22 protein-coding genes are annotated in these 24,235 nt (G+C 71.6%); 13 read left to right on the plus strand and 9 right to left on the minus strand.

The window, feature by feature from the left end:
- Positions 1-172: 172 nt before the first annotated feature.
- Positions 173-2,311: a HEAT repeat domain-containing protein gene (locus ABZ883_RS22580; protein WP_360908716.1), complete on the plus strand. Its 2,139-nt coding sequence runs from the start codon at positions 173-175 to the stop codon at positions 2,309-2,311.
- Positions 2,308-3,093, plus strand: coding sequence for an alpha/beta hydrolase (locus tag ABZ883_RS22585; RefSeq protein WP_360908718.1), 786 nt, complete (start codon positions 2,308-2,310; stop codon positions 3,091-3,093). Before ABZ883_RS22580 ends, ABZ883_RS22585 begins: the two co-directional genes overlap by 4 nt.
- A gap of 39 nt (positions 3,094-3,132) precedes the next feature.
- On the opposite strand, the gene ABZ883_RS22590 is transcribed toward ABZ883_RS22585, so the two are convergent.
- Positions 3,133-3,621 carry a cupin domain-containing protein gene (locus ABZ883_RS22590; RefSeq protein WP_360908720.1) on the minus strand — a complete coding sequence of 163 codons (489 nt, stop codon included), beginning with the start codon at positions 3,619-3,621 and terminating at the stop codon, positions 3,133-3,135.
- 195 nt (positions 3,622-3,816) lie between these two features.
- On the opposite strand from ABZ883_RS22590, the gene ABZ883_RS22595 reads away from it, so the two are divergent.
- Both ABZ883_RS22595 and ABZ883_RS22600 read left to right on the plus strand, forming a co-directional pair.
- Positions 3,817-4,455 carry an XRE family transcriptional regulator gene (locus ABZ883_RS22595; protein WP_360908722.1) on the plus strand — a complete coding sequence of 213 codons (639 nt, stop codon included), beginning with the start codon at positions 3,817-3,819 and terminating at the stop codon, positions 4,453-4,455.
- A 97-nt stretch (positions 4,456-4,552) separates the two neighbouring features.
- Positions 4,553-5,644 (plus strand): hypothetical protein, encoded by a 1,092-nt coding sequence (locus tag ABZ883_RS22600; protein ID WP_360908723.1) that lies wholly within the window; start codon positions 4,553-4,555, stop codon positions 5,642-5,644.
- Positions 5,645-5,673: 29 nt separating this feature from the next.
- Here the strand turns inward: ABZ883_RS22600 and ABZ883_RS22605 are convergent, their stop codons facing one another.
- Positions 5,674-6,696, minus strand: a complete 1,023-nt coding sequence (locus ABZ883_RS22605; protein ID WP_360908725.1) for an LLM class flavin-dependent oxidoreductase — start codon at positions 6,694-6,696, stop codon at positions 5,674-5,676.
- Between the two features lie 71 nt (positions 6,697-6,767).
- Positions 6,768-7,967 (minus strand): cytochrome P450, encoded by a 1,200-nt coding sequence (locus ABZ883_RS22610; RefSeq protein ID WP_360908727.1) that lies wholly within the window; start codon positions 7,965-7,967, stop codon positions 6,768-6,770.
- A gap of 256 nt (positions 7,968-8,223) precedes the next feature.
- On the opposite strand from ABZ883_RS22610, the gene ABZ883_RS22615 reads away from it, so the two are divergent.
- The 3 genes from ABZ883_RS22615 to ABZ883_RS22625 all read left to right on the plus strand — a co-directional run bounded on the left by ABZ883_RS22615 (position 8,224) and on the right by ABZ883_RS22625 (position 11,608).
- On the plus strand, positions 8,224-8,541 hold the full coding sequence (locus tag ABZ883_RS22615; RefSeq protein WP_360908729.1) for a hypothetical protein: 318 nt from the start codon (positions 8,224-8,226) through the stop codon (positions 8,539-8,541).
- Positions 8,542-8,739: 198 nt separating this feature from the next.
- Entirely contained in the window at positions 8,740-11,154 is a 2,415-nt protein-coding gene (locus ABZ883_RS22620) for a SpoIIE family protein phosphatase (RefSeq protein ID WP_360908731.1), read from the plus strand.
- A gap of 58 nt (positions 11,155-11,212) precedes the next feature.
- Entirely contained in the window at positions 11,213-11,608 is a 396-nt protein-coding gene (locus ABZ883_RS22625) for a hypothetical protein (RefSeq protein WP_360908733.1), read from the plus strand.
- 139 nt (positions 11,609-11,747) lie between these two features.
- Here ABZ883_RS22625 and ABZ883_RS22630 read toward each other — a convergent pair whose 3' ends face one another.
- Positions 11,748-12,725, minus strand: coding sequence for a hypothetical protein (locus ABZ883_RS22630; RefSeq protein WP_360908735.1), 978 nt, complete (start codon positions 12,723-12,725; stop codon positions 11,748-11,750).
- An 84-nt stretch (positions 12,726-12,809) separates the two neighbouring features.
- Positions 12,810-13,463, minus strand: a complete 654-nt coding sequence (locus ABZ883_RS22635) for a hemerythrin domain-containing protein (RefSeq protein WP_360908737.1) — start codon at positions 13,461-13,463, stop codon at positions 12,810-12,812.
- 73 nt (positions 13,464-13,536) lie between these two features.
- Here ABZ883_RS22635 and ABZ883_RS22640 point away from each other — a divergent pair, with 73 nt between their 5' ends.
- The gene (locus ABZ883_RS22640; protein WP_360908739.1) at positions 13,537-14,160 is read left to right on the plus strand and encodes a TetR/AcrR family transcriptional regulator; all 624 of its coding nucleotides are present in this window, start codon (positions 13,537-13,539) and stop codon (positions 14,158-14,160) included.
- Positions 14,161-14,240: 80 nt separating this feature from the next.
- On the opposite strand, the gene ABZ883_RS22645 is transcribed toward ABZ883_RS22640, so the two are convergent.
- On the minus strand, positions 14,241-15,794 hold the full coding sequence (locus ABZ883_RS22645) for a peptidoglycan-binding protein (RefSeq protein ID WP_360908742.1): 1,554 nt from the start codon (positions 15,792-15,794) through the stop codon (positions 14,241-14,243).
- Between the two features lie 252 nt (positions 15,795-16,046).
- The gene (locus ABZ883_RS22650) at positions 16,047-16,889 is read right to left on the minus strand and encodes a phosphotransferase (protein ID WP_360908744.1); all 843 of its coding nucleotides are present in this window, start codon (positions 16,887-16,889) and stop codon (positions 16,047-16,049) included.
- A 292-nt stretch (positions 16,890-17,181) separates the two neighbouring features.
- Between ABZ883_RS22650 and ABZ883_RS22655 the strand changes: the two genes are divergently transcribed.
- Both ABZ883_RS22655 and ABZ883_RS22660 read left to right on the plus strand, forming a co-directional pair.
- Positions 17,182-17,856, plus strand: a complete 675-nt coding sequence (locus ABZ883_RS22655) for an RraA family protein (RefSeq protein WP_360908746.1) — start codon at positions 17,182-17,184, stop codon at positions 17,854-17,856.
- A 254-nt stretch (positions 17,857-18,110) separates the two neighbouring features.
- Positions 18,111-18,785, plus strand: a complete 675-nt coding sequence (locus tag ABZ883_RS22660) for a flavodoxin family protein (RefSeq protein WP_360908802.1) — start codon at positions 18,111-18,113, stop codon at positions 18,783-18,785.
- 45 nt (positions 18,786-18,830) lie between these two features.
- Here ABZ883_RS22660 and ABZ883_RS22665 read toward each other — a convergent pair whose 3' ends face one another.
- Complete coding sequence (locus tag ABZ883_RS22665) at positions 18,831-20,675, minus strand: hypothetical protein (protein WP_360908748.1); 1,845 nt, start codon at positions 20,673-20,675, stop codon at positions 18,831-18,833.
- A complete protein-coding gene (locus ABZ883_RS22670) occupies positions 20,672-21,733 on the minus strand; it encodes a MoxR family ATPase (RefSeq protein WP_360908750.1) in 1,062 nt (353 codons plus the stop codon). Before ABZ883_RS22670 ends, ABZ883_RS22665 begins: the two co-directional genes overlap by 4 nt.
- A 272-nt stretch (positions 21,734-22,005) precedes the next feature.
- Here ABZ883_RS22670 and ABZ883_RS22675 point away from each other — a divergent pair, with 272 nt between their 5' ends.
- From ABZ883_RS22675 to ABZ883_RS22685, 3 genes are all read left to right on the plus strand, one after another.
- A complete protein-coding gene (locus tag ABZ883_RS22675; RefSeq protein WP_360908752.1) occupies positions 22,006-22,311 on the plus strand; it encodes a hypothetical protein in 306 nt (101 codons plus the stop codon).
- Positions 22,312-22,552: 241 nt separating this feature from the next.
- A complete protein-coding gene (locus ABZ883_RS22680; protein ID WP_360908754.1) occupies positions 22,553-23,422 on the plus strand; it encodes a D-alanyl-D-alanine carboxypeptidase in 870 nt (289 codons plus the stop codon).
- A gap of 267 nt (positions 23,423-23,689) precedes the next feature.
- Positions 23,690-24,139: a peptidoglycan-binding domain-containing protein gene (locus ABZ883_RS22685; RefSeq protein ID WP_360908756.1), complete on the plus strand. Its 450-nt coding sequence runs from the start codon at positions 23,690-23,692 to the stop codon at positions 24,137-24,139.
- Positions 24,140-24,235: the final 96 nt, after the last annotated feature.

The raw sequence follows: 24,235 nt of genomic DNA on the forward strand, positions 1-24,235 counted from the left end.
CGCGCGGTCGGTGACCGGCCGGGCAGCAGTCGTGGCCGACCCCGGGACCGTTTGGCGCCGCCAGTGGGGCAGCCACCCGAGCCCGCCCCGGGCGCGGCGGCCGTCGTCCGCCCGACCCTACTCGCACCCCGGGACACCCCCGTTGTCAGTGCCTCCTGGCATCGTTCCGGGCATGTTCGACGGACTTCACGACATCGACTGGGCCTCGATGGGGCACGCGTACGGTTCGGCCGAGGAGGTGCCGGGGCTGCTGGCGGCGCTGCGCTCGCCGGACGCCGAGGAACGCCGCGAGGCCCTCGACCGCTTCTACAGCGCGGTCCACCACCAGGGCAGCGTGTACCCGCCCACGGCGGCCAGCCTCCCCTTCCTGTTCGAGCTGGCCGTCGACGGCGCCACGCCCGACCGGGCGGCCGTCGTCGCGCTGATGGTCAGCATCGGCCGGGAGTCACTCGACCGGGGCTTCGAGGACGACGGCACGGAGATCGAGTACTACCCGCCGATGGGCTGCGGCCAAGCCGTCGCCTTCCTGCGCGAACGTGCGGACGGGATCACCGAACTCGCCCGCGACGCCGACCCGGGCGTGCGCCTGGCCGCGATTCCCGGGCTCGGGCTCTTCCTCGACGACGCCGACCGGGCCGCCGCGGTACTGCGGGAACGGCTGGCCGCCGAGCGCGGCATGGCCGCGCGGCTGCGGATCGCGGCTGCGGCGGCCACCTTGGCCCTGCGCCTGCCGGTGGCCTCGCGGCAGGTCATGGACTGGCTCACCGGACTCGCGGCCGACCCGGACCAGGGTCCCGCGACCCGTCTGGCGGCCCTGGTCCAGCGGGCCCGGTGCGCCCCGGACGAGATCGGCGAGGACGTCGTACCGGCCGCCGTCGGCCTGCTGCGCGAGACCGCCCGCGCGATACCCGTGCGGCGCATCGCACCCGTCCCGGAGCACCCCGCGGTGTCCACCGACGGAGTCGCGCCCCAGATCGTCGAGGCCTTCGCGGATCTCGACCGGCACACGCGCGTGCTCGCACCCACAACGGCCCTGCTGCGTACGTTCCACGACGCCCTGGGCGCGCGGGTGCCCGAGCGCACCGCTGTGCTGGCCGAGCAGTTGAGCAGCCCCGATCCCGGCTCGCGGCTGGACGCGGTCCGTATGAGCGGTGAGCTGATGCGGGCCTGGCGCGGGGACCACACCGGGCTGCTCCTGCTGGTCGCCGACCAACTCACCACGGCCGACGCGGAGGTCGCCGCCGAGGCCGCGGCCGTCCTGGAATCCTGCCACCCGATCGCCGCCCCGGCCCGGGAGGCTCTCGCCGCGCACATCGACGCCCAACTCGCGCAATACGGCCCCGATGTGTGGGCGGCGCCGGAAGCACCGCTGCGCAGAAGCCACCAGGAGGCCGTCCGGGCGTTGGCGCGCCTCGGCGACGCACGCGCGCTGCCGATGCTGCTGACCGCGCTGGACAGCGACGTGGACGCCTGGCGCGCGATCCAGGTGGCAGAGCATCTGCCGCAGGCCGCCGACCAGTTGGTGCCCCGGCTCTGTGACCACCTGCGCCGGATCGACCTCTCCCAGCAGTGGACCGAGATGAGCGCCCGCGCGATCCTTTCCGCCCTGGCGGCACTCGGCGACCCGGCCGCGGTTCCTTCGGTCGTGCACACGCTCGTTGCCGCGCAGGGCCACGGGCAGGACCGCGTCACGCAGTCGGCCCTGCAGGCCTTGAGGGCCTTCGGACCGGCTGCGGGAGGTGCGCTGGACGCGATCCGGTCACTGACCACGGCCGCGAACGTGCACGTAAGTCGTGCCGCCGTTGCCGCCCTGTGGGCCGTCGGCCGCGACCGGGGCGAGATCCTGTCGGTCCTGCTCGGTCTCCTCGACGAGGACACCAGTTTCTGCGTCGATGACGCGGCCGACCTGCTCGGCGAGATGGGCCCGTCCGCGTCCGTGGCACTGCCGCGCCTGCGGGAGCACTTGGCCGACGACTACACATGGATCCGGGTGCACTGCGCGGCCGCGCTCTGGGAGATCGGCGGCGAGGCCGAGGCGCCGGCCGTCGTGGACGCCCTGCTACATGCCATGGCGGAGAACCCCCGGACGGCCAACCACGTCGTGGCCTGCCTCGACCGCATGGGCCCCCTCGCGGCACCGGCGCTGCCTCTGCTCCGCGCCCAACTGGCCCTGCCCCGGCGTGGCGGCAGGTTCCAGAGCATCGGCAACGACGAGGAACTCCAGCGGGTCAGCCGCACCCTCATCGCCCGGCTCGATCCCCCGAACGAACCCACGGACCACGAGACGCACAGGGCGGGCCGACCCGCATGAAGCCGATGTCCCAGCCCGAGCCGGCACGCGCGGCATTCGAGGTGGACGGGCGACGCCTGTCCTACCTCGACTTCGGCGGCCCGGGGAGACCCCTGCTCGCCCTCCACGGCCACTTCAACGAGGCGCGCACCTTCACCGGTCTGGCGCGCGCGCTGGCCCCCGCCTGGCGCGTCGTGGCCCTCGACCAGCGCGGACACGGCTTCTCGGACCGGCCGCCGGACTTCTCGCGCGCGGGCTACGTCCACGACGCCGCCGCACTCCTCGCCCACCTCGGCCTGTCTCAGGCGGTGGTGCTCGGCCACTCGCTCGGCGGAGTCAACGCCTACCAGCTCGCCGCACACCACCCCGCCGCGGTCAGCGCGCTGATCATCGAGGACATCGGCGTGGAGATCGACGACGACCTGTCCTTCTGCCTGGCGTGGCCGCACCGGGCGCCCACCCGTACGGCCCTGGCCGGACGCCTCGGCGACTCGGCGCGGTACCTGACCGACGCCATCCGCGAATACCCCGACGGCTGGGGCCTGGCCTTCCGCCCGCAGGACATGGTCACCTCCGTCGGCCAGGTCAACGGCGACCACTGGGACGACTGGCTCGCCACCGACTGCCCCGCCCTGCTCGTCCACGGCACCCGGAGCGACACCCTCACCGCGGAACACGCCGCGGCCATGGCGGCCCGGCGTCCCCGCACCCGGCTTGTCGCCCTGGCGACCGGGCACACCGTGCACGAGACCGACCCCGCCGGCTTCGCCGCGGCCGTGAGCGACTTCCTCGACGGCCTGTGACCGGCCGACGCCACCGCCGGCCGGCCCCTCGCTGTCCCGCTACTCGGTCTCGTGCATCTGCTGCCAGGAGGCCTCGTGGTCGTCCGGGCCCCTGGTGCCGAACCGGGCGTTGAGTTCGGCGAGTTGCCGCTCGGTGGGGTGCGGGCCCAGCTTGCCCATCTCCAGGAAGAGCTCCTCGTTCCCGGCCGGCGACGACACGAACAGCGCCCGTCCGCCGGTGGGCGTGGTGAAGGTGTGCTGGCTGCCCCTGGGCACCACGACGACGGTCCCCGGGCCACCGGAGAAGGTCGCGTCGCCGACCCGGAAGTCGTAGCGGCCCTCCAGGACGTAGATGACCTTCATGAAGTCGTGGTGGGCGTGCGGGGGGTTCTCGGTGATCACGTCATGGGTGAAGACGAACACCCCGAGGGCGTCGTCGACGTCCTTGCCGCGTACCAGCACCTCGAGCCAGTGGCGGCCCCCCGGCTCCACACGCTCGCCCTCACCCGGCGCCACCGCCCAGCCGTCCGTGCCCCAGTTGCCCACCATGTCTCCTGTCCATCGGTCATGTCGAAAAGATCGCCAGAAATGCGCGTACTTCTGCACGGAACGTGCTGAACCGTGACGGTCCGTACGAACCGCATCTCGGGCGCGCACCGCCACGATGGGCGAGCGGCGGGGAGCCGGACAAGAAGTGTTGCTGTTTCCGGGAATCGGGCCGGGGAACACCACGTTCCCCTGGGCGTGGAATCTTCCGGCGCCATCGCCCAGACCCTGGCCGAAGTGGGCCCTCAGCTGCGACGACACCGCATGCGGGCCGGTGTGACCCTGACGGCGCTCGCCAAGGCGACCGGCATCTCCAAGAGCACCCTGTCGCGCCTGGAGGCCGGCGGGCGGCGCCCCGGCCTGGAACTCCTGCTGCCGATCACGCAGGCACTGGGCATCGCCCTGGACGACGTGATCCACGTGTCGCCCCCGGAGGGCCCCGCCAACCGGCTCGCACCGCAGCCGTGGAACGGGATGGTGCGTCTGCCGCTCGCGCAGGAGATCGGCCCGATCCAGTCGTTCAAGCTGATCGTGCCGCCGGGCCGTACCGATCCCGTGCCCCAGACCCACGAGGGGCACATGTGGATGTACGTGCTGGCCGGCCGCCTGCGACTCGTCCTCAACGACATGGACCTTCAGGTGAGGGTCGGCGAGTCGGCGGAGTTCAGCACGCGGATGGCGCACTGGTTCGGCAACAGCGGCCAGGAGCCCGCCGAAGTCCTCTGCCTGTTCGGCCGCCAGGGCGAGCGGATACGCCGCCGCGTGGCACCGCCCCCCACGGGGCACGGTGCCACCTCCCGCGAGGAGCCCGCTGACCCTCCCGCCACGAGCGCGTGACCCGACGGCCCTGAGGCACCCACGACGGACGGGAATCCGGTTGGCCGGTACCCGCGGGTCTGCGACGATGCAGTCGTTCCCCGACCGGAGAGGGCCCTTGTTCGTTTTCGTTTGCGCCCGGTGCGACGCCGAGTTGACCGTTCCGCTGTCCCAGGTCTCGCTTCCGGTCCATGCCCGCCAGGTGTACGGGAACGGCCTTCAGCTTCCGGTGCTCATGGAGTCGGGCACCTTCGCCGTCGACCCGGATCCCTGGGGCGGTCCCTGGCGGGTGTGGGACGAGCTCGATCCGGGCGAGGCGGAGGCACGCGGCATCTACGCGCCCGTGCACGCTCTGTCCGACGCCCCGCCCGGACAGAGCGTCATCGCGCCCGGTGACATTCGCGGGGCCCGGCTGATTCCCGGGAAGCGCGGCGGTGCCTGCTGCGGCCTCGACGGGGCCGACGGGCCCAACATGGCCTGCTTGGGGTGCGACCTGCCCGTGGCGGCGCGCGTCGACGACTGCTCGCTCTGGCAGGTGGTGCGGCTCGGCCCGGACGCCGTGCGCCGGGTCCGGGTGGGTGCGGACGCCGCGCCGCTCTCCTGGGCGGAACTGATGGGAAACGCGGAGAGCGCGCCGCCGTTCGAGCCGATCACCTCGTGGGGAGGACGACGTGGGTCGGGCCGCCACTGGTCCTGGAGCCCGCAATGGACGGCGGCAGCCGGCCGGGCGCTCGCCCACCTGCTGGTGGCCTCCCAAGGGCAGCCCGTGAGGGTCCCCGACGGCATGACCGCCACGGTGTTCCAGCACGCACTCGACACCATGCTGCCCGCCGGTGCGCCGGCCCGGCAGGCCGTCCTGGCAGGACCGGGCCGGCCCGTCCCCGTCGAGGGCGCCGACATCCTCCTCGTGCCGGTCCATCCCGGGACCGGCCGGACCTGGGCCCCCGCCGGCCCGGCGCCCTCCGCGTACTCGGTGCCCTTGCCGCCGGCGGTGTGGCGGTGGCTGGACTCTCCCCAGCCGTACTCGTCCCTTCCCGCGTCGGGCCGCATACCCCTGGACGTCCTGCGCGACGAGTCGCTCCCGCCGCGCCGCGACGAACGTTTCCGGGCCGACTGGCCGACGTTCCAGCACACCTTGGTGCGGCTGCCGGGCGTGCGCAGCCCGTGGCTGCGCACGATCGTCGACACGTTCAGGCAGGACAGGGCCTAAGGCCTCTTCCGGCCACCGCCAACCCGCCCTCAGCGCCAGCCGAGTTCGGGTGCCACGTAGGTGAGGATGCTCTCCAGCAGGTGCGCGTTGTAGTCGACCCCGAGCTGGTTCGGGATGGTCAGCAGCAGGGTGTCCGCGGCCTGGATCGCCTCGTCGTCCCGCAGCAGCTTCACCAGTTCCTCCGGCTCCGCGGCGTAGGAACGCCCGAAGACGGCCCGGGTCGTGTCGTCGATCATGCCGACCTGGTCCCTGGAGCCGCGGTCGCGGCCGAAGTACGCCCGGTCGAGGTCGTTGGTCAGCGCGAAGATGCTGCGGCTGACCGACACCCGCGGTTCGCGGGCGTGCCCCGCCTTCCGGAACGCCTCGCGGTACGCCTCGATCTGCTTGCGCTGCTGGACGTGCAGCGGCTCACCCGACTCGTCGTTCTTCAACGTCGAGCTCTGCAGGTTCATCCCCAGCTCGGCGGCCCAGACCGCGGTCGCGTTCGAGGCGGAACCCCACCAGATCCGGTCGCGCAGCCCCTCGGAGTGCGGTTCGATCCGCAGCAGCCCGGGCGGGTTGGGGAACATCGGCCGCGGGTTGGGCGTGGCGAAACCCTCCCCGCCGAGGACGGTGAGGAACGCCTCGGTGTGGCGGCGGGCCATGTCGGCGTCCGTCTCGCCCGGCGCGGGGTTGTAGCCGAACAGCCGCCAGCCCTCGATCACCTGCTCCGGTGAGCCGCGGCTGATGCCCAGTTGCAGCCGACCGGACGAGATGAGGTCGGCCGCGCCCGCGTCCTCGGCCATGTACAGCGGGTTCTCGTAGCGCATGTCGATCACGCCGGTGCCGATCTCGATCTTCGAGGTCCGCGCACCGATCGCCGCGAGCAGCGGGAAGGGGCTGGCCGCCTGCCGGGCGAAGTGGTGCACCCGGAAGTACGCACCGTCCACGCCGAGTTCCTCGGCGGCGACCGCGAGATCGATGGACTGGTGCAGGACGTCCATGGCCGACCGGGCCTGCGAGTGCTCGCTGGGCGACCAGTGGCCGAAGGAGAGGAATCCGATCTTCTTCACCCCGTGCCCAGCGCTCGGCGGCCACGTTTGATTCCCACCGCGGAGCCCCGCGGCGCACGGGCAAGGGGGCGTCAGCCTCGGGGCAGGACGGGCCCGTAACGTACCGGCAGGCTGAGCGGGCCGCGGATCATGCCGGAGAGGATCCAGTCGATCTCGTCGAGAGGGACGGCCGCCTCGATGCCGGGGATGCGCCGCAGCAGCACTTCTAGGCCCGTGGTCGCCTCGAGCCGGGCCAGCGGAGCGCCCAGACAGTGGTGGATGCCGTGGCCGAAGGCCAAATGCCGGGCGGCAGGACGTGACACGTCGAGCACGGAGGGGTCCTCGCCCGCGGGCATGGGTGCGCCGCGGTTCGCGGACCACAGCGCGATGCCGACGACGCTTCCGCGGGGGATGAAGTGGCCGCCGAGTTCGAGGTCACGGGCGGCATAGCGGTGGGAGGCGACTTCGACAGAGCTGTCGTAGCGCAGGAACTCCTCCACGGCTCCCGGGATGAGGCCGGGCTTCCCTTCGAGCAGGCGCATCTGCGCCGGGTCACGCAGCAGCCCGAGGAGGGCGTTGCCCAGGAGGTTCACGGTGGTGTCGTGGCCCGCGATGACCATGAGGATGCAGGTACCGACGAGCTCCTCGTCGGTCAGCCGTCCGTCGTCCTCGTCGCGCGCCGCGACCAGCGCCGAGATCAGGTCGTCCTGCGGGCGCGCCCGCTTCTCGTCGATGAGCCGTCCCACCATGCCGTGCAGGCCGGCCACGGAACTGCGGTGGTCCTCGGCCCCGGTGTCGAGTGCCTTCCTGCTCCAGAGGCGGAAGCGGGCGCGGTGCTCGTCGGGGATGCCGAGCAGTTCGGCGATGACGGTCATGGGGAGTGGCGCGGTGAAGGACTCGACGAGGTCGGCGGTACGGCGCGACGCCATGGCGTCGATCAGGTCCTCCGCGATCTGCCGGACGCGCGGGGCCAGCCCGGCCGTGCGATGCGGGGTGAAGACCCCGGACACCAGGCGCCGCAGGCGGGTGTGGTCCTGCCCGTCGGCCTCCAGCATGTGGCCCCCGAGGCCCACTCCGGGCTTGTTCAGCACGAAATCGGCGGCCGCGAGGGCGTCGGCCGCCGGCGAGGGGTCCTTGAGCAGGGCCGGGTGGGTCAGGGCCTCACGCGCCAGGTCGTAGTCCACGACCAGCCAGCCGTACAGGCCGGGATACAGTTCCGCCCGGTGCACCGGGCCCTGCCGTCGCAGCGCCTCGTAGCGGTTCGGCGCGTCCGCCTTGAATGCGGCGTCCATGTGTACGGGCGAGCCACCCGCCGGGCGACCGGGCTCCTCGGAACGCGTGCGGTCCGTGCACCTCATCGATCATCGTCCTCTCACACATCCCCGAGCGGACCACTGCGGGTAGTACAAGTCGATGAAAGTCGGCATTTCGTACCAAAGGGTACTACCGCCCGGTGATGTGCGACGCGGACTGCTTTTCCGAGCCGAGCCGAGCCGGACGGGCCCCGCCGGTCGCAGCGGCCGACGGATCGCCCGCCATACTGCCGGCGTGACGAGACCGACCGGGCCCGTGATCATCTTCGATGACGCGTTCCACATGTACGTCCTCAGGGACCATGCGTTCGCCGAGGCATGGTGGGAGGAGCCCGACGAGTACACCTGCGGCTTCGACGCCCTGGCCAGGCCCCTTCGGATGACGGGTGAACCCCACCGGGTCCACCTCGAACCGGCCGGCGCGGAACCGGACGAGGCGGAGTTGCGCCGCCTGGTGGCCGGTCACTACCGCCGCTATCTCCGCGATCAGAGGCCGCCCCAGGCGGCGGACCTCGCGGAATTCGTGGCGGCACTGCCCCGCGAGGGCGGGTGACCGCGGCATCGGCCGCCGAGCTGTGAGCCCGGCAGGCGCGCTCTCCTGGGCCGGGGGCGCGGTCCGCGGAAGGGGCTCGCGGTCCTGGAGCCTGCCGCGCCCGGCGGCACGGTCGTGCATGCCGACCCGGTCTGAACCCATTCGCACCTTTTACGCCGTACAATCAGCCGACATCGCCTTGACGGGATGGGTCCGGCCATGCGCACAGGAATCGCGGAGTCGGGGGGCACGCAGGGAGGGCTGGCCCGGGCTTGCCTGATCGCGGTCGTGTCCGTCGACGGCAGGGGCCGGGTGAACGGATGGAGTGACGAGGCCGAGGCCATCCTCGGCTACCACCGCGGCGAGGCAATGGGCCGCCCGGTGCACGAATTCGTCGCCGACGGGCAGCCGCGTCCCCCGCTGGCCGGCCGCACCCGGCACGACCGGTCGAGCCGCACAGTGCTGAGGCACAAGGCCGGTCACCGTGTGGAGGCGAACGTCCTGGTGCAGTCGGCGGTCGCCGACGGCAGCCCCACGGTCTGGTTCCTGAGCCCGGTGTCCCCGGCGGACGCGGCGGCCCGCGACGTCGGCCTGCTCGAAGGGGCATGGACACAGTCCAGCGCCGCCATCTGCCTGTGGTCGACGGAGCTGCGCCTGCTGTGGGCGAACGCGTTCTCGCACGTGGTGTTCAAGGCGGGCACCGACGAGGTGCACGGGCGGCTGCCCACCGAGATCTTCGCGCCCGACAGCCAGCACCACGCGCTCGAGGAGGCCATGCGCCAGGCACGGGACACGGGGACCCCACGCTCCGTCCTCACCTACGAGAAGGTGCCCGGCGAGAACCGGCCGCACGAGTGGGTGATCCACATCGACCCGGTCCGCGACCGGCACGGCGGGGTGATCGCGCTGTGCACCATGGCCCGGAACAACTCCACGGAGTTCTGGGCCCGCCAGCGGCTCAGCCTCCTGGACGAGGCGCGCCGCACGATCGGGCACTCCCTGGACGTGGAGCGGACGGCCCGCGAACTCGCCGACCTCTCGGTGCCGGACCTCGCGGACGTCGCGCTGGTCCACCTGCTTCCCGAGACGCTGGGCAACGACCGGACGGGCGTGCACGGCCCCGTGGAGACACGGCTGGTCGCGGCGAGCGGCGAGCGCGGCCCGGCTGCGCCGGGCACCGGCGTGAACGGCGCACGGAACGGACGGGCTCCCGGCCGCACGGACTGGCAGGCCGTGGACCGCGACTCCCTGCCGGGCCGGGCGCTGCGGGAACGGCGTGCCGTGCGGGTCGATCTGCCGCACCCCGCCGTTGCCTGGCCCGGCTGGGGCACCGACCTGCCCGCGGGCCGGGCCGGGGGAGGGGCGATCTCCGCGCCGCTGACCGCGCGCGGCATCACGCTGGGCGTTGTCACCTTCCTCCGGCACGAACTGCCCTTCGACGCCGAGGACCTGCTGCTCGTCGAGGAACTGGCCGAGACCACGGCCGTCTGCATCGACCACGCCCGCCACTTCGAGCGGGAGCACAGCACGGCGCTCGCCCTTCAGCAGAGCCTGCTCCCGCGGGAGCCTCCCGCACAGAGCGCGGTGGACGCCGCCTACGGCTACCGGCCCGCCGATCTCGCGGCCGGGGTGGGCGGCGACTGGTTCGACGTGATCCCGCTGTCGGGCGCGCGGGTGGCCCTGGTCGTCGGTGACGTCGTGGGCCACGGGGTGGAGGCGGCCGCGACCATGGGCCGGCTGCGTTCCGTCGTCCGTACCCTCGCCGACATCGACCTCCCGCCGGAGGAACTGCTGACCTCCCTGGACGACATCGTGAACCGGATGGACCGCGAGAGGGAGGCCGACGCCTCCGATCCGGAGGTCGGGGCGTCGGTGCTGTACGCCGTGTACGACCCGGTGTCGCGCCGGTGCTGTGTGGCGCGTGCGGCGCACGTGGCGCCGCTGCTGGTGCTGCCGGACGGGACGAGCGAGCTGCTGGACGTGCCTGACGGGCCGCCGCTGGGACTGGGCGGACTGCCCTTCGAGTCGGCCGAGGTGCAGCTCCCTGAGGACTGCCTGCTCGTGCTGTTCACCGACGGCGTCGTGGAGTCCCGGGACCGTGACCTCGGCGCCGGGATCGCGCGGCTGCAGGAGTGCCTGGTCGACGTCAGCGGCTGCTCGCCCGCCGCCGTGTGCGACGACGTCCTGGCCGCGATGCTTCCCCGGCGCGGCGACGACGCGGCCCTGCTGGTGGCCCGGCCCCGCGCGCTGGACGCGGCCGACCTCGCCCAGTGGGAGGTTCCGGCCGATGCCTCGGCGGTGGCCGCGGTGCGCGGCATGGTGACGGAGCGGCTGGCCGCGTGGGGCCTTGACGACCGGTCGTTCACCACCGAGCTGATCGTCAGCGAACTGGTCACCAACGCGGTGCGCTACGGCAAGGCCCCCATCCGCCTGCGGCTGATCCGCGACCAGGCCCTGATCTGCGAGGTCACCGACGCCAGCGACGCAGCACCGCACATGCGGCGTGCGCGCAGCTACGACGAGGGCGGCCGGGGGCTGTTCCTCGTCGCCCAGTTGTCCACGAGCTGGGGCAGCCGCCATGTCACGGATGGCAAGATCATCTGGGCGGAACAGCAACTCGCCCCCGCGGAGTGATCCGCGTGGCACGACGGGTCGTGCGGACTGTTCGGAAGCAACAGAGGGGGAGAGGCCTGTGAGTTACGACATTTATGTCCACCGCTTCGAGGGTGGTGAGTCGGCCCCCTTGGACAAGGTCATCGCGGCCGAGGTCCTCGACTCGTACGTCGTCGTACGTGTACCCGATAACAAATTCCTTCAGCTGGACATGGGGCGGAACGAGCGGGCCGATGTCTACTTCAGCACTGACACCCACATCACTTTCACTCGCTTCGGAGGGGAGAGGATCATGGACATTGTCGCCGAACTGCTGGAACGATTGGGGGCGTCTCTGGTTCTCCTGGGCGGGACGGTGGTCCTCCGGCAGGAGGCGCACCGCGAGCATCTGCCCCAGCTCATGCGGGACGACGACTGGTCCGTCGTCGTTGCGCGGACCGGGCAGGAGATCATGCGGGCGATCGAGGCATCGTGACCCTCCGGGGGCCTGTGCCGGTACCGGTTCACAGGCCCCCCTCGGGGTTCCCGCCTCTGCCGTGGCCCGCGTACCGAGGGGGACGGTTCTGCCAGTTGGGCCTTGGCCGTGGCCTCCGGCCGTGGTCCGTGAGACCACCTCACTCGGTCGCATCCGGGGGCACGAGCACGCTCACCCGGTAGAAGGGCGGAGACGGAAACCGCCCGCACGCTTTGTCGACCCGCACATGACGCAGATCAACCTCGGGTCGCTCCTCGGCCAGAGCGTGGACCCGCGCCCGAACCTCGGCAGAGTCCTCGGTTTCGTACAGGACTTCCCAGCGCCACCCGGCTACGGCCGCGGCAGCCCGTTCGTACTCCTCGCGTACACGCCGCTTCCTCTTCCGCTGTCCGGGCGCGGTCATCACCCTGGCGCCTGGCGGTTCCACTGGCAACGGCGGTTCACGCCTGGTCAGGTGATGCCCAGGCGGGCCAGGACCCCGCTCACGGCGGGCGGGGGGGCCTGAGCCGCCGCTGAGCGGCGAGTCCCACGCGGGGTCGTGCCAGGGGCTCCCGGAGGGGTGCTCAAGCAGGTGCTGTGCGGCCGTCCCGGCGGTGTCCGGAGGGGCTCCTACCGCGATCAGTGCTGCGGTGAGCGTCGTGATCGCCTCGTCCGACGGTTCGTGCGCGGTGAGCAAGGGGAGCAGCAGCAGAAGACGGGCAGCGGGGTCCTTGATCCCTCCGCCTGTCGCGCTCGGACTGTCGGCGATGCGGATGAGGTCACGCCACGTCAGTGTCTCCCCGTGCCAGTCGCCGTCCCAGCCGGCGACTCGCTGCGCGGTGCTCCAACTGGGATGCGTCAACAAGTAGTCGACTCCGTAGTCGTCGACGAGATTGCGGTAGACCACCACGGCCTCGTAACCGCCGTCCACCGGCATCCGGAACACCGGCCATCGCTCCGGGTCCATGAGCAGGTCGGACATGGCGTCGACGTCGGCTCCGTCATCGCCGAACCACTCGGGCCCGGCGCCCGCATCACGACAACACGGGCCCCACAGATGGTTCGACCAGAAGCCCGGGCGGTCCACCAGTGGCTCGCCCGCGACCAGCGGACCACCGTTGTATCCCTTGATCAGCACACCGTAAGCCTGCCATCTTCCTTTGCCGGACCGCCCGAACGGGGTGGGGGCGGTCCGGCCGCCCGTGTCGGCTCGGGCAGTGGGCTACGCGGCGGAGCCGCGCAGGCTTGCGAGGTCGGCGTGTGCCTGCCGGCGCATCGCGGGGACGAGCGGGCGCAGCGGCTCGGGCAGGACCGCCATCATGGCCTCGACCTCGTCGGGCGCGCCCACCTCGTCGATGAAGCCGAACATGAGGTGCGCGGCCACGGTGGGCCCGGTGGCGATCACCCGCTGGGAGAGCTCCGCCCAGTACTCGGGGGTGACGTGCTCGCGCAGGGCGGGGAAGAGGATGGGCTCCTCGTGGTCCAGGTGGCTGTGCACGGTGTCGCGCACCGCGACGGCCGCCTCGTGGAGCTCGGCCCGGGCGCCTGCCCCGGCGCCGGCGTCGTCCCCGGTCAGCGCGACGGCGGCGAGGCGGTCGAGGTCGTCCTCCAGCCGCTCGTGCTCCTCGCTCAGCCCCTTGAGCCCCTCGGCGGCGTCCGGCGCCGTCGCGACGATCTGCGGCCACAGTTCCTCGTCCTCCGTCTCGTGGTGGTGGCGCAGGTTCACCACGAGGAAGTCGCGCAGTTGCGCCAGCGTCTCCAGGGGCGCGGACGGGCGGAGGGCGGCCTCTGCGAGCAGGGTGGTGGCGGCGCGGTGGACCTCGTGGGCAAGGCGGGTCTCGATGACGGCCATGGGCTCAGCGGCAGAATTGATCATATGGCGGAACGTATTCAATATGGGTGCCTATTGTCAATATGGTCACTTGTAGTGAAGGGCGTACACTCCTCCTGTGACCAGCCGGAAGTACCACTCACCCCTGCGCACCCACTCGGCGACCGCCACCCGGGAAGCGATCCTCAGCAGTGCCCACGAGCTCTTCTCGGCCAAGGGGTATCCGCTGGTGACGATCGGGGAGATCGCGGAGGCGGCCAAGGTCGCGGTGCCCACGGTGTACAGCACCATGGGGAACAAGCCGAAGATCCTGACGGCCCTGCTGGAGCCGGCGCTCACCGACCCCGCCATCGCCGACGCCCTTGCCGCGGTCGACGCGAGCGACGACCCGCGCGCCGTGATCGAGCTGACCGCGGAAGGCACCCGGCTCACCCACGAACGCCACTGGGACCTTGTGTACGGGCTCTTCTACCGCGACCCGCCCGGTGAACCGGCCGTCAAGGCCGTCCTGGACAAGGGAGCCGACGACTACGTTCACGCCCTCACCCGCGTGGCGGACCGCCTGGTGGCACTCGAATCACTCGCCGCCGACGTGAGCCACGCCGACGCTGTCGACCTGCTCTGGTTCCACCTCGGCCCGCACGCCTGGATCACCCTCGTCGGCGAGCGCGGTTGGCCCTTCGACCGCGCCCGGACCTGGATCGCCGCCGCCGCCCGCAGGGCACTGCTCCGGAGCTCCTGAATCGTCACAGCAAAGCCGGCAGGTCCCCTCCACCCCGGGAGAAGACCTGCCGGCTCCGCGAAGCGTGCGCCCGAGGCCGGTCAGCGGACGCGGATGAACACCACGTCGTAACCCTGGTTCGTGGCGCGGTTCTTGATGTAGACGCCGTCCTTGCCGCCGTTGGGGTTGGTCGTGTTGCCCTCGACGGTGGTGAAGGAGGCGCCGCCGCTCACCGTGCGCACGATGCCGATGTGCTCGTTGCCGTCGTTGAAGTTGCTCCCGCCGTTCCAGTCGAAGGCAACGATGTCGCCGGGCTGCGGGTTGGTCGTCACCGACAGGTGGTAGTTGCCGGCGCGTGCCTGCTTCACCCAGCCGGAGACGTAGCTGTTGCGGTAGGAGGTGGCACCCGTCTGCCTGGCCACCCAGCTCACGAACGTCGCGCACCAGGCGTAGTTGTTGGTGGACAGGGACAGGCCCACGGACGCACCGTAGCTGTTCGCCCTGGCGCTGCCCTCGACCGTGCCGACCTCGGCGGCGGCGACGTCGAGGAGCTTGGCGTAACCACCGCCGGGCGGCGGGGACGAGGGCGGGGTGACCGCGCCGTACAGGGCGGCCTTGGTGTTCGGGCCCACCCTTCCGTCGACGCCGAGGCCCTTCTCGGCCTGGAAGTCGCGCACCGCGCTGTCCGTCATCGGGCCGAAGTCGCCGTCGACGGCGAGATCGGCGCCGTGGTGGTTGAGGAGGCTCTGCAGTTCGGTGACGCAGCCGCTGCGTTGGCCCTGGACGATGTCCGTCGGGCACGAGGCGGAGTTCAGGTTGATCGGCGCGGGGGCGCCGTTGCCGCCGCCACCGCCGATGTTGGAGTACAGGGCGTTCTTGGTGTTCGGGCCCACCTCGCCGTCGACCGAGAGCCCGGCCGAGGACTGGAACGACCGCACGGCCGCCACGGTCAGGGGGCCGAACTCGCCGTCGATGTCGAGGTGCTGGCCCTTGCCGTTGAGCAGCGCCTGGAGGGTCGCGACGCAACCGCCGGTCTGGCCCTCCACGATGTTCGACGGGCACGAGGACGACCGCAGGTCGAGGCCCGTCGACGGCGCCTCGTCGGTGTCGTACAGCTCCCGCTTGGTGTTCGCGCCGACCTCGCCGTCGACCGACAGGCCGTGCGAGGACTGGAAGCTGCGGACCGCGTTGTACGTCTCCGGCCCGAACTCGCCGTCCACGCTGACCGCGTAGCCGAAGTGGCGCAGCAGCCGCTGGAGTTCGGTGACGCAGCCGCCCTTGGCGCCCTGCACGATGTTCGCGGGGCACGACGAGGACGTGAGGTTCACCGGCGAGGGCGCGGTGCCCCCGGTCGCGTACAGCTTGCTCTTGGTCTGCGGGCCCACCCGGCCGTCCACGGCGATCGCGGTGGCGGCCTGGAACTCCCGCACGGCGTAGAGCGTGTTGGCGCCGAACTCGCCGTCCACCAGGAGACCCGCGCCGTGCGCGTTGAGCAGGTTCTGCAGTTCGGTGACGCAGCCGCTCACCTGGCCCTGGACGATGTCCGTCGGGCAGGACGACGAGGTGAGCTTGATGGGCGCGGGCGCGGCCATCGCCGGGCCGGCGCCGATCAGGGTGGCGGTGGTGAGGATCGCCGCGGTGGCCGCGAAGCTCACGATCCTGGCACGCCAGCCGGGTCTGGGGCGCGCGGCAGGGAGGCGTGACAGGCGTAAGGCGTTTCTCATGACGACGGAGGTCTCCTTCGACGGATCATCTGATGAGCGTCCGGGTCGCGTGGCCGCCGGGCGGCCGCGCACGACGCTGACAGCTGCCGCCCGGGCGGGCAATCGGGTTCCGAACAACTGACCGGATTTCGTCGCCGTGTCCGGGAGGAGGGCTCCGCCCGCACCTCCTCCGGGCCGCGCGTGTCAGCGGGCGTGGGTTTCGAGCCAGGGCACGATGTGGTCGACGTAGCTGTCGACGTTGGACAGGGGTGTGCCGGGCAGGACGGCGATGAGGTGCTCGATGCCGAACGTCGCGTCCCAGACCCGGGCTCGGCGGTAGGTGTCGTGGTCGACGGCGTCACGGACGGTGTCCCAGCCGTGCCAGGCCATGCAGGCCGCGTCGACGGCGGGGTCGAAGGGCAGGGCGAGGTCCCAGTCCAGGACGCCGACGAGCGTGCCGTGGGGATTCCAGTGGATGTTGGAGCCGCCGAGGTCGCCGTGGACCAGTGCGTCCGGTACGGGTTCCAACGCGAGGGCGTCGTCCAGCCGGCGCCGGCCTTCGTCGCGCCAGCGGGCGGGCAGACGCGGGATGACATCCTCGGCCAGAACGCCGGCCCAGCCTCCTGCCGGTGCCGGTGGCCGCGCGGGGGACAGGGCGCGACGGAGTTCCGCGGTGAGGGGGACATCGCGCAGGGCCCGCAGGAGTTCCCCGATCTGAGCCGGGTCGCCCTCGCCTTCGGGGAGTGCGGTGCCGTCGATCCACGACACCGCGACAGCGGCGCGGCCGTCGAAGTCCGTGACGGGCGTGAGCGGCTCGGGCACGGCGAACGGAAGACCGGCGGCGCCGACGGCGCGCAGCAGTTCCGTCCGGCGGGGCAGCGCCTCCGCGCCCGACGGGCGTTTGCTGATCCGGACCGCCGCAATGCCCGGGAGGAGCACGACGTGATGGATGTTGCCGTCGGCGGCCAGCCGCGCGCGGTCCAGCGGCGCGCCCGGCAGGAGCGCGTCGACGATCGCCAGCAGGTCCGCGGGCACGCGGTGGCTCACGTCTGAGTCCCCTTCACATGTCGTGTGCGTGGGCATGGGCAACTGAGCGCTCCCTCAGCACCCCCCTATGCTGCCGCAGCGCGGCAAGCACGGGAAACCGGCCGGGCCCCGGCTTCGCGGAGATGCGTGGTCCCATCGCGTGTGGTCCGATGGACGCCCGGGCCGAGGGCGCACGTCCCGGACCGGCACCGTGCCGCGCGGCGCCGGCACTCGCACTCGCACCGCGGGAGGTCATGATGCGTGGAGGATCGCGGGAGCGCGCCTCCCTCATCCGCCCGGGCGGGTGGTCCGGATGACGGAGGAGCTGCGCGGCCTGCGCGGCATGCTCGAGCAGGTTGACAGCGCGTCCCTGGTCGACGCCATGGGACGCGTCCACGGGCACCGCGCGGACATCGTCGACCTCGTCAGCCCCGACCCGTCCCGGGTCATGTTCGGACCGGCCGTCACGGTCGCGTTCCTGCCGTACCGCGACGATCTGCCGGAGAAGGACCTCGGATTCGCCACGGTGTTCTACCGGGCGGTGGGCGACGCCCCGGAGGGCAAGGTCGTGGTGATGTCCAGCGGTGGCCATCCCGACGTCTCCCACGCCGGTGGCACCAAGCTGTCGCGGCTGCACAACCACCATGTGGCGGGGGTGCTCGCCGACGGCCGGCTGCGCGACTTCTCCGAGCTCGCCGGCTACGGATTCGCCACATGGTGCCGCGGGCAGGCCACCCACTGGGGCGGGGCCACCGTGATGCCGTACGCGGCCAACATCGCCGTCGAGATCGGCGGCGTCTGCGTCGTGCCGGGCGACTACGTCTACGCCGACTCCGGTGGCGCCGTCGTCATCCCCGCCGGCAGCGTGCGGCGCGTGCTGGAGGAGGCGGTCCGCATCGAGGCCGAGGACAAGCACAGTGCCGAGGTGATCCGCGCCGAGGACCCCGTCCGGCTGCGGAGCGGCGAACAGACCGCGAGCGAGACGTAGTCCGAAGGGGCGGCCGTTCGGGACGGCCGTCCCGCTGCCGAATGGCTCACGGCCCGCGCGTCGCGTCGCGATCGGCTGGCGGACCGCGTGGGCGGACGTCATTGTGGCAGGAAGATCGCCGACCGCATGGCCGCCGCCGGGCCGCCGCGCAGGGCCCGGTGACGGAGTGACGGAACCCCTGGAGCGCCCACGTGACCGGCCAGCCGGAATTCGCCGACAGCCCGCCCGCCCGTTACGACGACCTGCGGGCCCTGATGATCAACTGCACGCTGAAGCGGTCGCCGGAGGTCAGCAACAGCCAGGGGCTGGTCGACCGGAGCGTGAGCATCCTGACCGAACAGGGCGTCGGCGTGGACGTCATCAGGGCGGTCGACCACGACATCGCCACCGGCACCTGGCCGGACATGACCGAGCACGGCTGGGAGAGCGACGCGTGGCCCGAGCTGTACCAGCGGGTCCTGCGTGCGGACATCGTCGTGCTGGCCGGCCCCATCTGGCTCGGCGACAACAGCTCGGTGATGAAGCGGGTCATCGAGCGGCTGTACGCGTGCTCCAGCCTGCTGAACGAGCGCGGCCAGTACGCGTACTACGGGCGGGTGGCCGGCTGCCTGATCACCGGCAACGAGGACGGGGCGAAGCACTGCGCCATGAACATCCTCTACAGCCTCCAGCACCTCGGTTTCACCATCCCGCCGCAGGCCGACGCCGGTTGGGTCGGCGAGGCCGGCCCGGGGCCCTCCTACCTCGACCCCGGTTCCGGCGGGCCCCAGAACGACTTCACCAACCGCAACCTCACCTTCATGACGTGGAACCTGCTGCACCTGGGCAGGGCCCTGAAGGACCTCGGCGGCATCCCCGCCTACGGCAACCAGCGCAGCGCCTGGGACGCGGGCTGCCGCAGCGGGAACGCCAACCCCGAGCACCGCTGACCGTCCCCCGGAGGCGGGCCGTCCTCCCCGTACGGCAGCGGTGCGTCAGCGCATCCGGAAGACCGGGCCGCGGGGGGTGAACGGCAGTACCGCGCGCTGCGGTACGAGGAAGGCGTGCTCGCGCCGAATGCGGAGGACGTCGCAGTCGCCGTCGGTGATGACCAGGACCGGAGCCGTCGGCGGGAAGTCCTCGGCCCGCTGCAGGAGGTCCACGGCCGGTTGCAGCACGGTGCCGCCCCGGCCCCGGACTCGTACCCGGTGGGCGATCTCGGCGACGGGCAGGTAGCCGGCGTCGAAGGGGGCCGCGTCGCAGAAGACCACGCGCGCCCCTGTCACGTCACGGGCGGCGGCATAGGAGGCGATCGCGCCGAGACCCTTGCCCAGCAGCGTCCTGTCCATGGACAGCGAGGTGTCCAGCAGCACGCCGAACGTGCAGCGCGCCACCTCCTCGGGAGGGAAACTCCGGCCCGCCCGGGGGATGTCCGGCGTGGAGGCCTGGCGGCGCGCGGGACGGGCGTAGCTGCGTACCGCTTCGGGCCGCGGCACGTACTCGTCGAACCAGCGCGCCAGTCTGGCGTCCCAGGGCAGCGGCGGATGGGAGAGCGCCTGGATCTCCTCGACGAGTCCGGCCGGCAGGAAGCCGCGCTCGCGCCGGTGCAGATCGAAGCCCTGGCGCAGACCGCGCCGGTAGAACTCGTCCAGGTCCACCCAGGCCGGGGCGGTCTCCCCGGGGCGCGGCAGGGGCTCGCCCAGGACGTCCCCCAGCCCCTTGCCGCGCAGCGTGGCGAGGCGGCGCAGCCTGCGCTGGTCCCGGGCGATGCGGTCGTAGACCTCCTCGGTGGACAGGCCCGCGAGCGCGGTGTCGTGGAGCAGTCCTTCCGGCATCTGCCCGACGTCCATCTCGACCAGCCAGCCGTTGATCACGTAGTCGGCGGCGACATTGAACAGGTACGGGTCGCGCCCGCCGAGGCGCTCGCCGTGGCGCAGCGCGGCGTGCAGCATCTCGTGGGCGAGAACGAACCGCCATTCCTCGTCGGTGCTGCGGTACAGGGGGTTGAGGTAGATCTCGCCCGCCTCGGCGTTGACGGCGGCGATCGAGATCCGCTGGGCGCGGGCGAGTTCGGCGTCGGCCACGAGGGTCATGCCCGCGGCGATGCCGCCCAGCAGCGGGTACGAGGAGACGAACCAGCTCAGCGCCCGCTCCCAGGGACGCTGGGGCCGGCGCGCCCCGGTGAGCTCCTCACGGCGGCCACCGGCGACGTCCATGGCCGCCGACATCGTCCGGGTCAGGGCGCTCGCGAAGGCGGCGGTCCAGTCCTCGGGGCTCTGCCAGGGCCGGTGCCAGGGGCGCAGCAGCTGGTCGGGGTGCGAGCCCGCCGTACCGCACGCGGCGTGCTCGGGCGGGATGCCGTCGCGCCGCCAGCGCGCGGCCAGTTCGTCCTCGTCGCCGCCCGGGAAGCTCTCGGGGAGGGCCACGGGCGCCCGGCCCACGGGGAAGGTGGCCAGGAAGCGGTTGACGACCGTGCAGCGCGCGGCCAGGTCGAACCGGTCGGGCTGTTCCCGTGCGCCCCGGGCTGCCGGGACATGGCCGAAGCCCAGGTGCAGAAGGCAGTGCGCCAGCACCCAGGCCCACTCCTCCGGCTCGCCGCGGCGCAGCGGGTCCGCGTGCACGACGCCGTCGGAGGTCACCGCGGCCCAGCCGCCGCCGCGGGGGTGCTCCGCGCAGTCCTTGCCGCGGCACAGGGTGCCGTTGACGGCGGACAGGGCGGACAGGGCGGCCAGTGCGGTGTTGCGGCGCAGCAGGTCCACCCCGGCCGCGAACGCCTGGGCCGCCGGGTCGTCCTTGGCCTCGGAACGCCTCCGCGACGACGAGCCCCGCGCGCCGCTCACCGGCGCGCCTCGACCAGCCGCGGCATGTCGCGGGCGGCCTCCAGCAGGAACCAGGAGGGCAGCACAGGGTTGTCGTCGGCGCCGTCGGCGATCACGGTCTGGGCGACCTCGACGGAGATCTCCGCCAGCTGCACCAGCAACGACTTGGCGCGGTAGGCGGTCTGGCGCACGGCCGGGGAGGCGTGCTCCTTGTTCGCCGGAAGCTCCTTGATGAGGCGGCCGCGGAAGGAGTCGGCGAGGTAGTAGAGCAGGTCGCGGTCCTCGACGCGGTGCGGCCAGGTCGCGTCGCCCTTGAGGATGGCCTCCAGGCCGTACGAGTGACGGACGATCTTGACGTAGCCGCAGAAGGCCACCGCGTGCGTGGGACTGAGCATGCCGTGGGCCAGGACCTTGAGCGTCTCCTCGTCCAGAGCGGGGCCGAAGGAGTGCAGCGCGTCCGAGAGCATGTGCCAGGACCGCGGGGTGGAGAACGGCTCCTCGGTCTTGGGAGGGGCGGACCACAGGTGGTCCGGCCGGTCGGTGAGGTGGTCGGTGATCCACGGATGGATGCCGGCGGTCGCCGCCCACTCCAGCCAGTCCGTGGCCGAGGCCCGGAGATGCACGTGCGCGAGGCGGTTCACCAAGGCGGAGGCCATGGGCCGGGCCAGGGCGTTGTCGGTGGCGCGGTTGCCCGCACCGATCACGATGCTTCCGGCCGGCAACTCGTACGAGCCGATGCGCCGGTCGAGGATCAGGGAGTAGAACGCCTTCTGCACATCGGGGGTGGCCGCGTTCAGCTCGTCCAGGAACAGGCAGTACGGCTCGTCGCGGGCGATCGACTCGGGCGGGCAGAACCGCGACCGGCCGTCGACGATCTGCGGTACCCCAATGAGGTCCTCCGGAGCCAGCTGGGTCCCGATCAGGCTCACGCAGTCCAGGCCCAGCGAGTCGGCGAACTTCCTGACCAGCGACGACTTCCCGATGCCGGGTGCGCCCCACAGGAACACGGGCCGGACGGTGGCGAGGCCCAGCAGCAATTCGGGCACCTGGGAAGGCGATACGGTGACAACACCCTGCAAGCGTGGGCTCCTTGGCTGACCGGGAAGGTGTGGCGACGACGGGCCACCGCGCACGGCGCGGGTGACGGCGACCAGCATTTCCTGCGACAGTGCCCGCGCGCATCCGCTTTTCGCGGCGCGGGCGCGGCGGCCGAACGTCCAGGCCTCACACGTTCGCGATGTGCCCTGGTCTTCAGGGGCATGAGTACATCCTGGGGTCCCCGCACGCCGCGCCGCACTGCGTAGGATTCCGGACGCCCATGCTGACCAGAACAGCGCTCAAGGAGCAGTGCGTGGCATCGACCCTCGTGTGCACGATGCTCTTGTCCCGTGGAGCAGAGGCCGTCTACGCGTGGGAAGACGGCGATGGAGCCGTCGGATATGTACTCATTGACGCTGAGGAAGAAATCGCCCGTCCTTGCACGCGGCAGGGGAGAGCGCTCGGCGACACGGTGCTCCGCAAGCACGTGGGCAACGTCGAGGAACCCGACCCCGACCCGGTCAAGAGGCGTTCCTTCCTGGTCGCGGCGTCAGTGATCTTCCAGGAGTGGCAACGCCAGGGCCGGTTGCCGCAGAGGATCAGCCGCACGTACTGGTAGCTGACGCGGCAGCGGGAGAAGCGCGGGCCCGTGCCGGTGTCCTGGGCATCGTCCAGGGTTCCCAAATTGGGGTGAACCGCCATTTCATTCCACATTCCCACGCGGAAGAACTGAGGAAATTCTTGCGACGGGATGGGCATCCTTTTGCCTCCCTCGGGAGTCTCCATCGGGGTCGGCATTGTCATGCCGTCAGCCCAGAGAAACATTTGAGGTATACACTTTGAAAAACGGCATAAAGAACATGTCCCGCGTGTCCGCGGTGACCATCACCGCGGGAGCGGTGATATCCGCCGGAGCGCTCACGACTCCGGCTCACGCCGCGACGATCGCGGTGCCCACGATCACCGCCCAGGGCGGCTTCGTGATGAACAACGGGACCGGCGCGGCCCTCTTCTCGAAGGCCGCCGACACCCGTCGCTCCACCGGCTCGACGACCAAGATCATGACTGCGCGGGTCGTGCTCGCCCAGCCGCATCTGAATCTCGACACCAAGGTCACGATCCAGAAGGCGTACAGCGACTACATCGTCTCCAAGGGTGCGTCCTCGGCGCACCTGATCGTCGGCGACAAGGTGACTGTCCGTCAGCTGCTGTACGGGCTGATGCTGCCTTCCGGCTGCGACGCGGCCTACGCCCTCGCCGACAAGTTCGGCACCGGCACCTCGCGGGCAGCGCGGGTCAAGTCGTTCATCGGCAAGATGAACTCGACGGCCAAGAGCCTGGGTCTGAAGAACACCCACTTCGACTCGTTCGACGGCATCGGGAGCGGGGCGAACTACTCCACCCCGCGCGACCTGACCAAGCTCGCCAGCAACGCGATGAAGTACGCCGACTTCCGCACCGTCGTGAAGACGAAGTCGACCAAGCAGAAGGTGACCACGAAGAGCGGCGGCTACCGCTACATGACGTGGACCAACACCAACACCCTGCTCGGCAGCTACTCCGGGACCATCGGGGTCAAGACCGGCTCCGGTCCCGCTGCCAAGTACTGCCTGGTCTTCGCGGCGACCCGGAACGGCAAGACGGTCATCGGTACCGTTCTCGCTTCCTCTTCGGCGGCCAACCGTACGACGGACGCGACGAAGCTGATGAACTACGCGTTCAAGAAGTAGTCGCACCGGCATGAAGGAGGGGCTGCTCACGACCGTCCGGTCGTGGGCAGCCCCTTCGTCGTTTCGTCGTTTCGTCGTCTCGCCGCGGCAAGCGGGGAAGCAAGCCCACCAGCGGCATCGCGTGCCGCCGTGCGCCGGTGCGGGGGTTCGTCTGCGGATCCCCAAGTCCCTTTAAAATAAGGGTGGTTGTGAGCACTCCGCTTGCGGTCGGCGTGTTAGCGTCCCGCGTCGGTCGCCAGTGACCGTGCACCCCTCGATTGGAGTCTCATGGCCTCAACAAGGCTGGCCCGGATACGACACGCTTTCCCCGCCGTCGCGTTGGTACTGGCCGCGGGCGGCTTCGCCGCCGCGGCTCCCACGACCGCCGTCGCTGCCGCCTCCGCTTCGATCTGCACCTCCAATGTGAAGGCGACCGGTGTGAGCGGGCTGTGGCTCGAAGTGCCCGGCACCTCGTCCGGAAGCTCGACGTGTTTTCTCGAGCAGGGCGACAACAGCGAAGCGGTCCGCGCGCTGCAGTACTCGATGAACCGGTGCTACGGCAAGAGCCTCTCGCTCGACGGGGACTTCGGCCCGGCGACCAGGAGCGCACTGATCTCGGTCCAGAAGGCCATCGGCGCCGCGCAGGACGGCGGGTACGGCACCGAGACGCGCGGCAAGATGCTGCACGCGGGCACCGTCAACGGCTGCCAGAAGTGGTCGCACGACGGCTGGACCTGACGGGCCGCCGCCGGGTCGGTACGCCATGACCCGGCGGCACGACAGTGTGAGGCGCGCCGGGCCGTTCGGCACCGGTGCGCCACACGCCGGCCCATG

Origin of the sequence: Streptomyces sp. NPDC046977 (assembly GCF_040644455.1) — a bacterium.
Classification (GTDB): domain Bacteria; phylum Actinomycetota; class Actinomycetes; order Streptomycetales; family Streptomycetaceae; genus Actinacidiphila.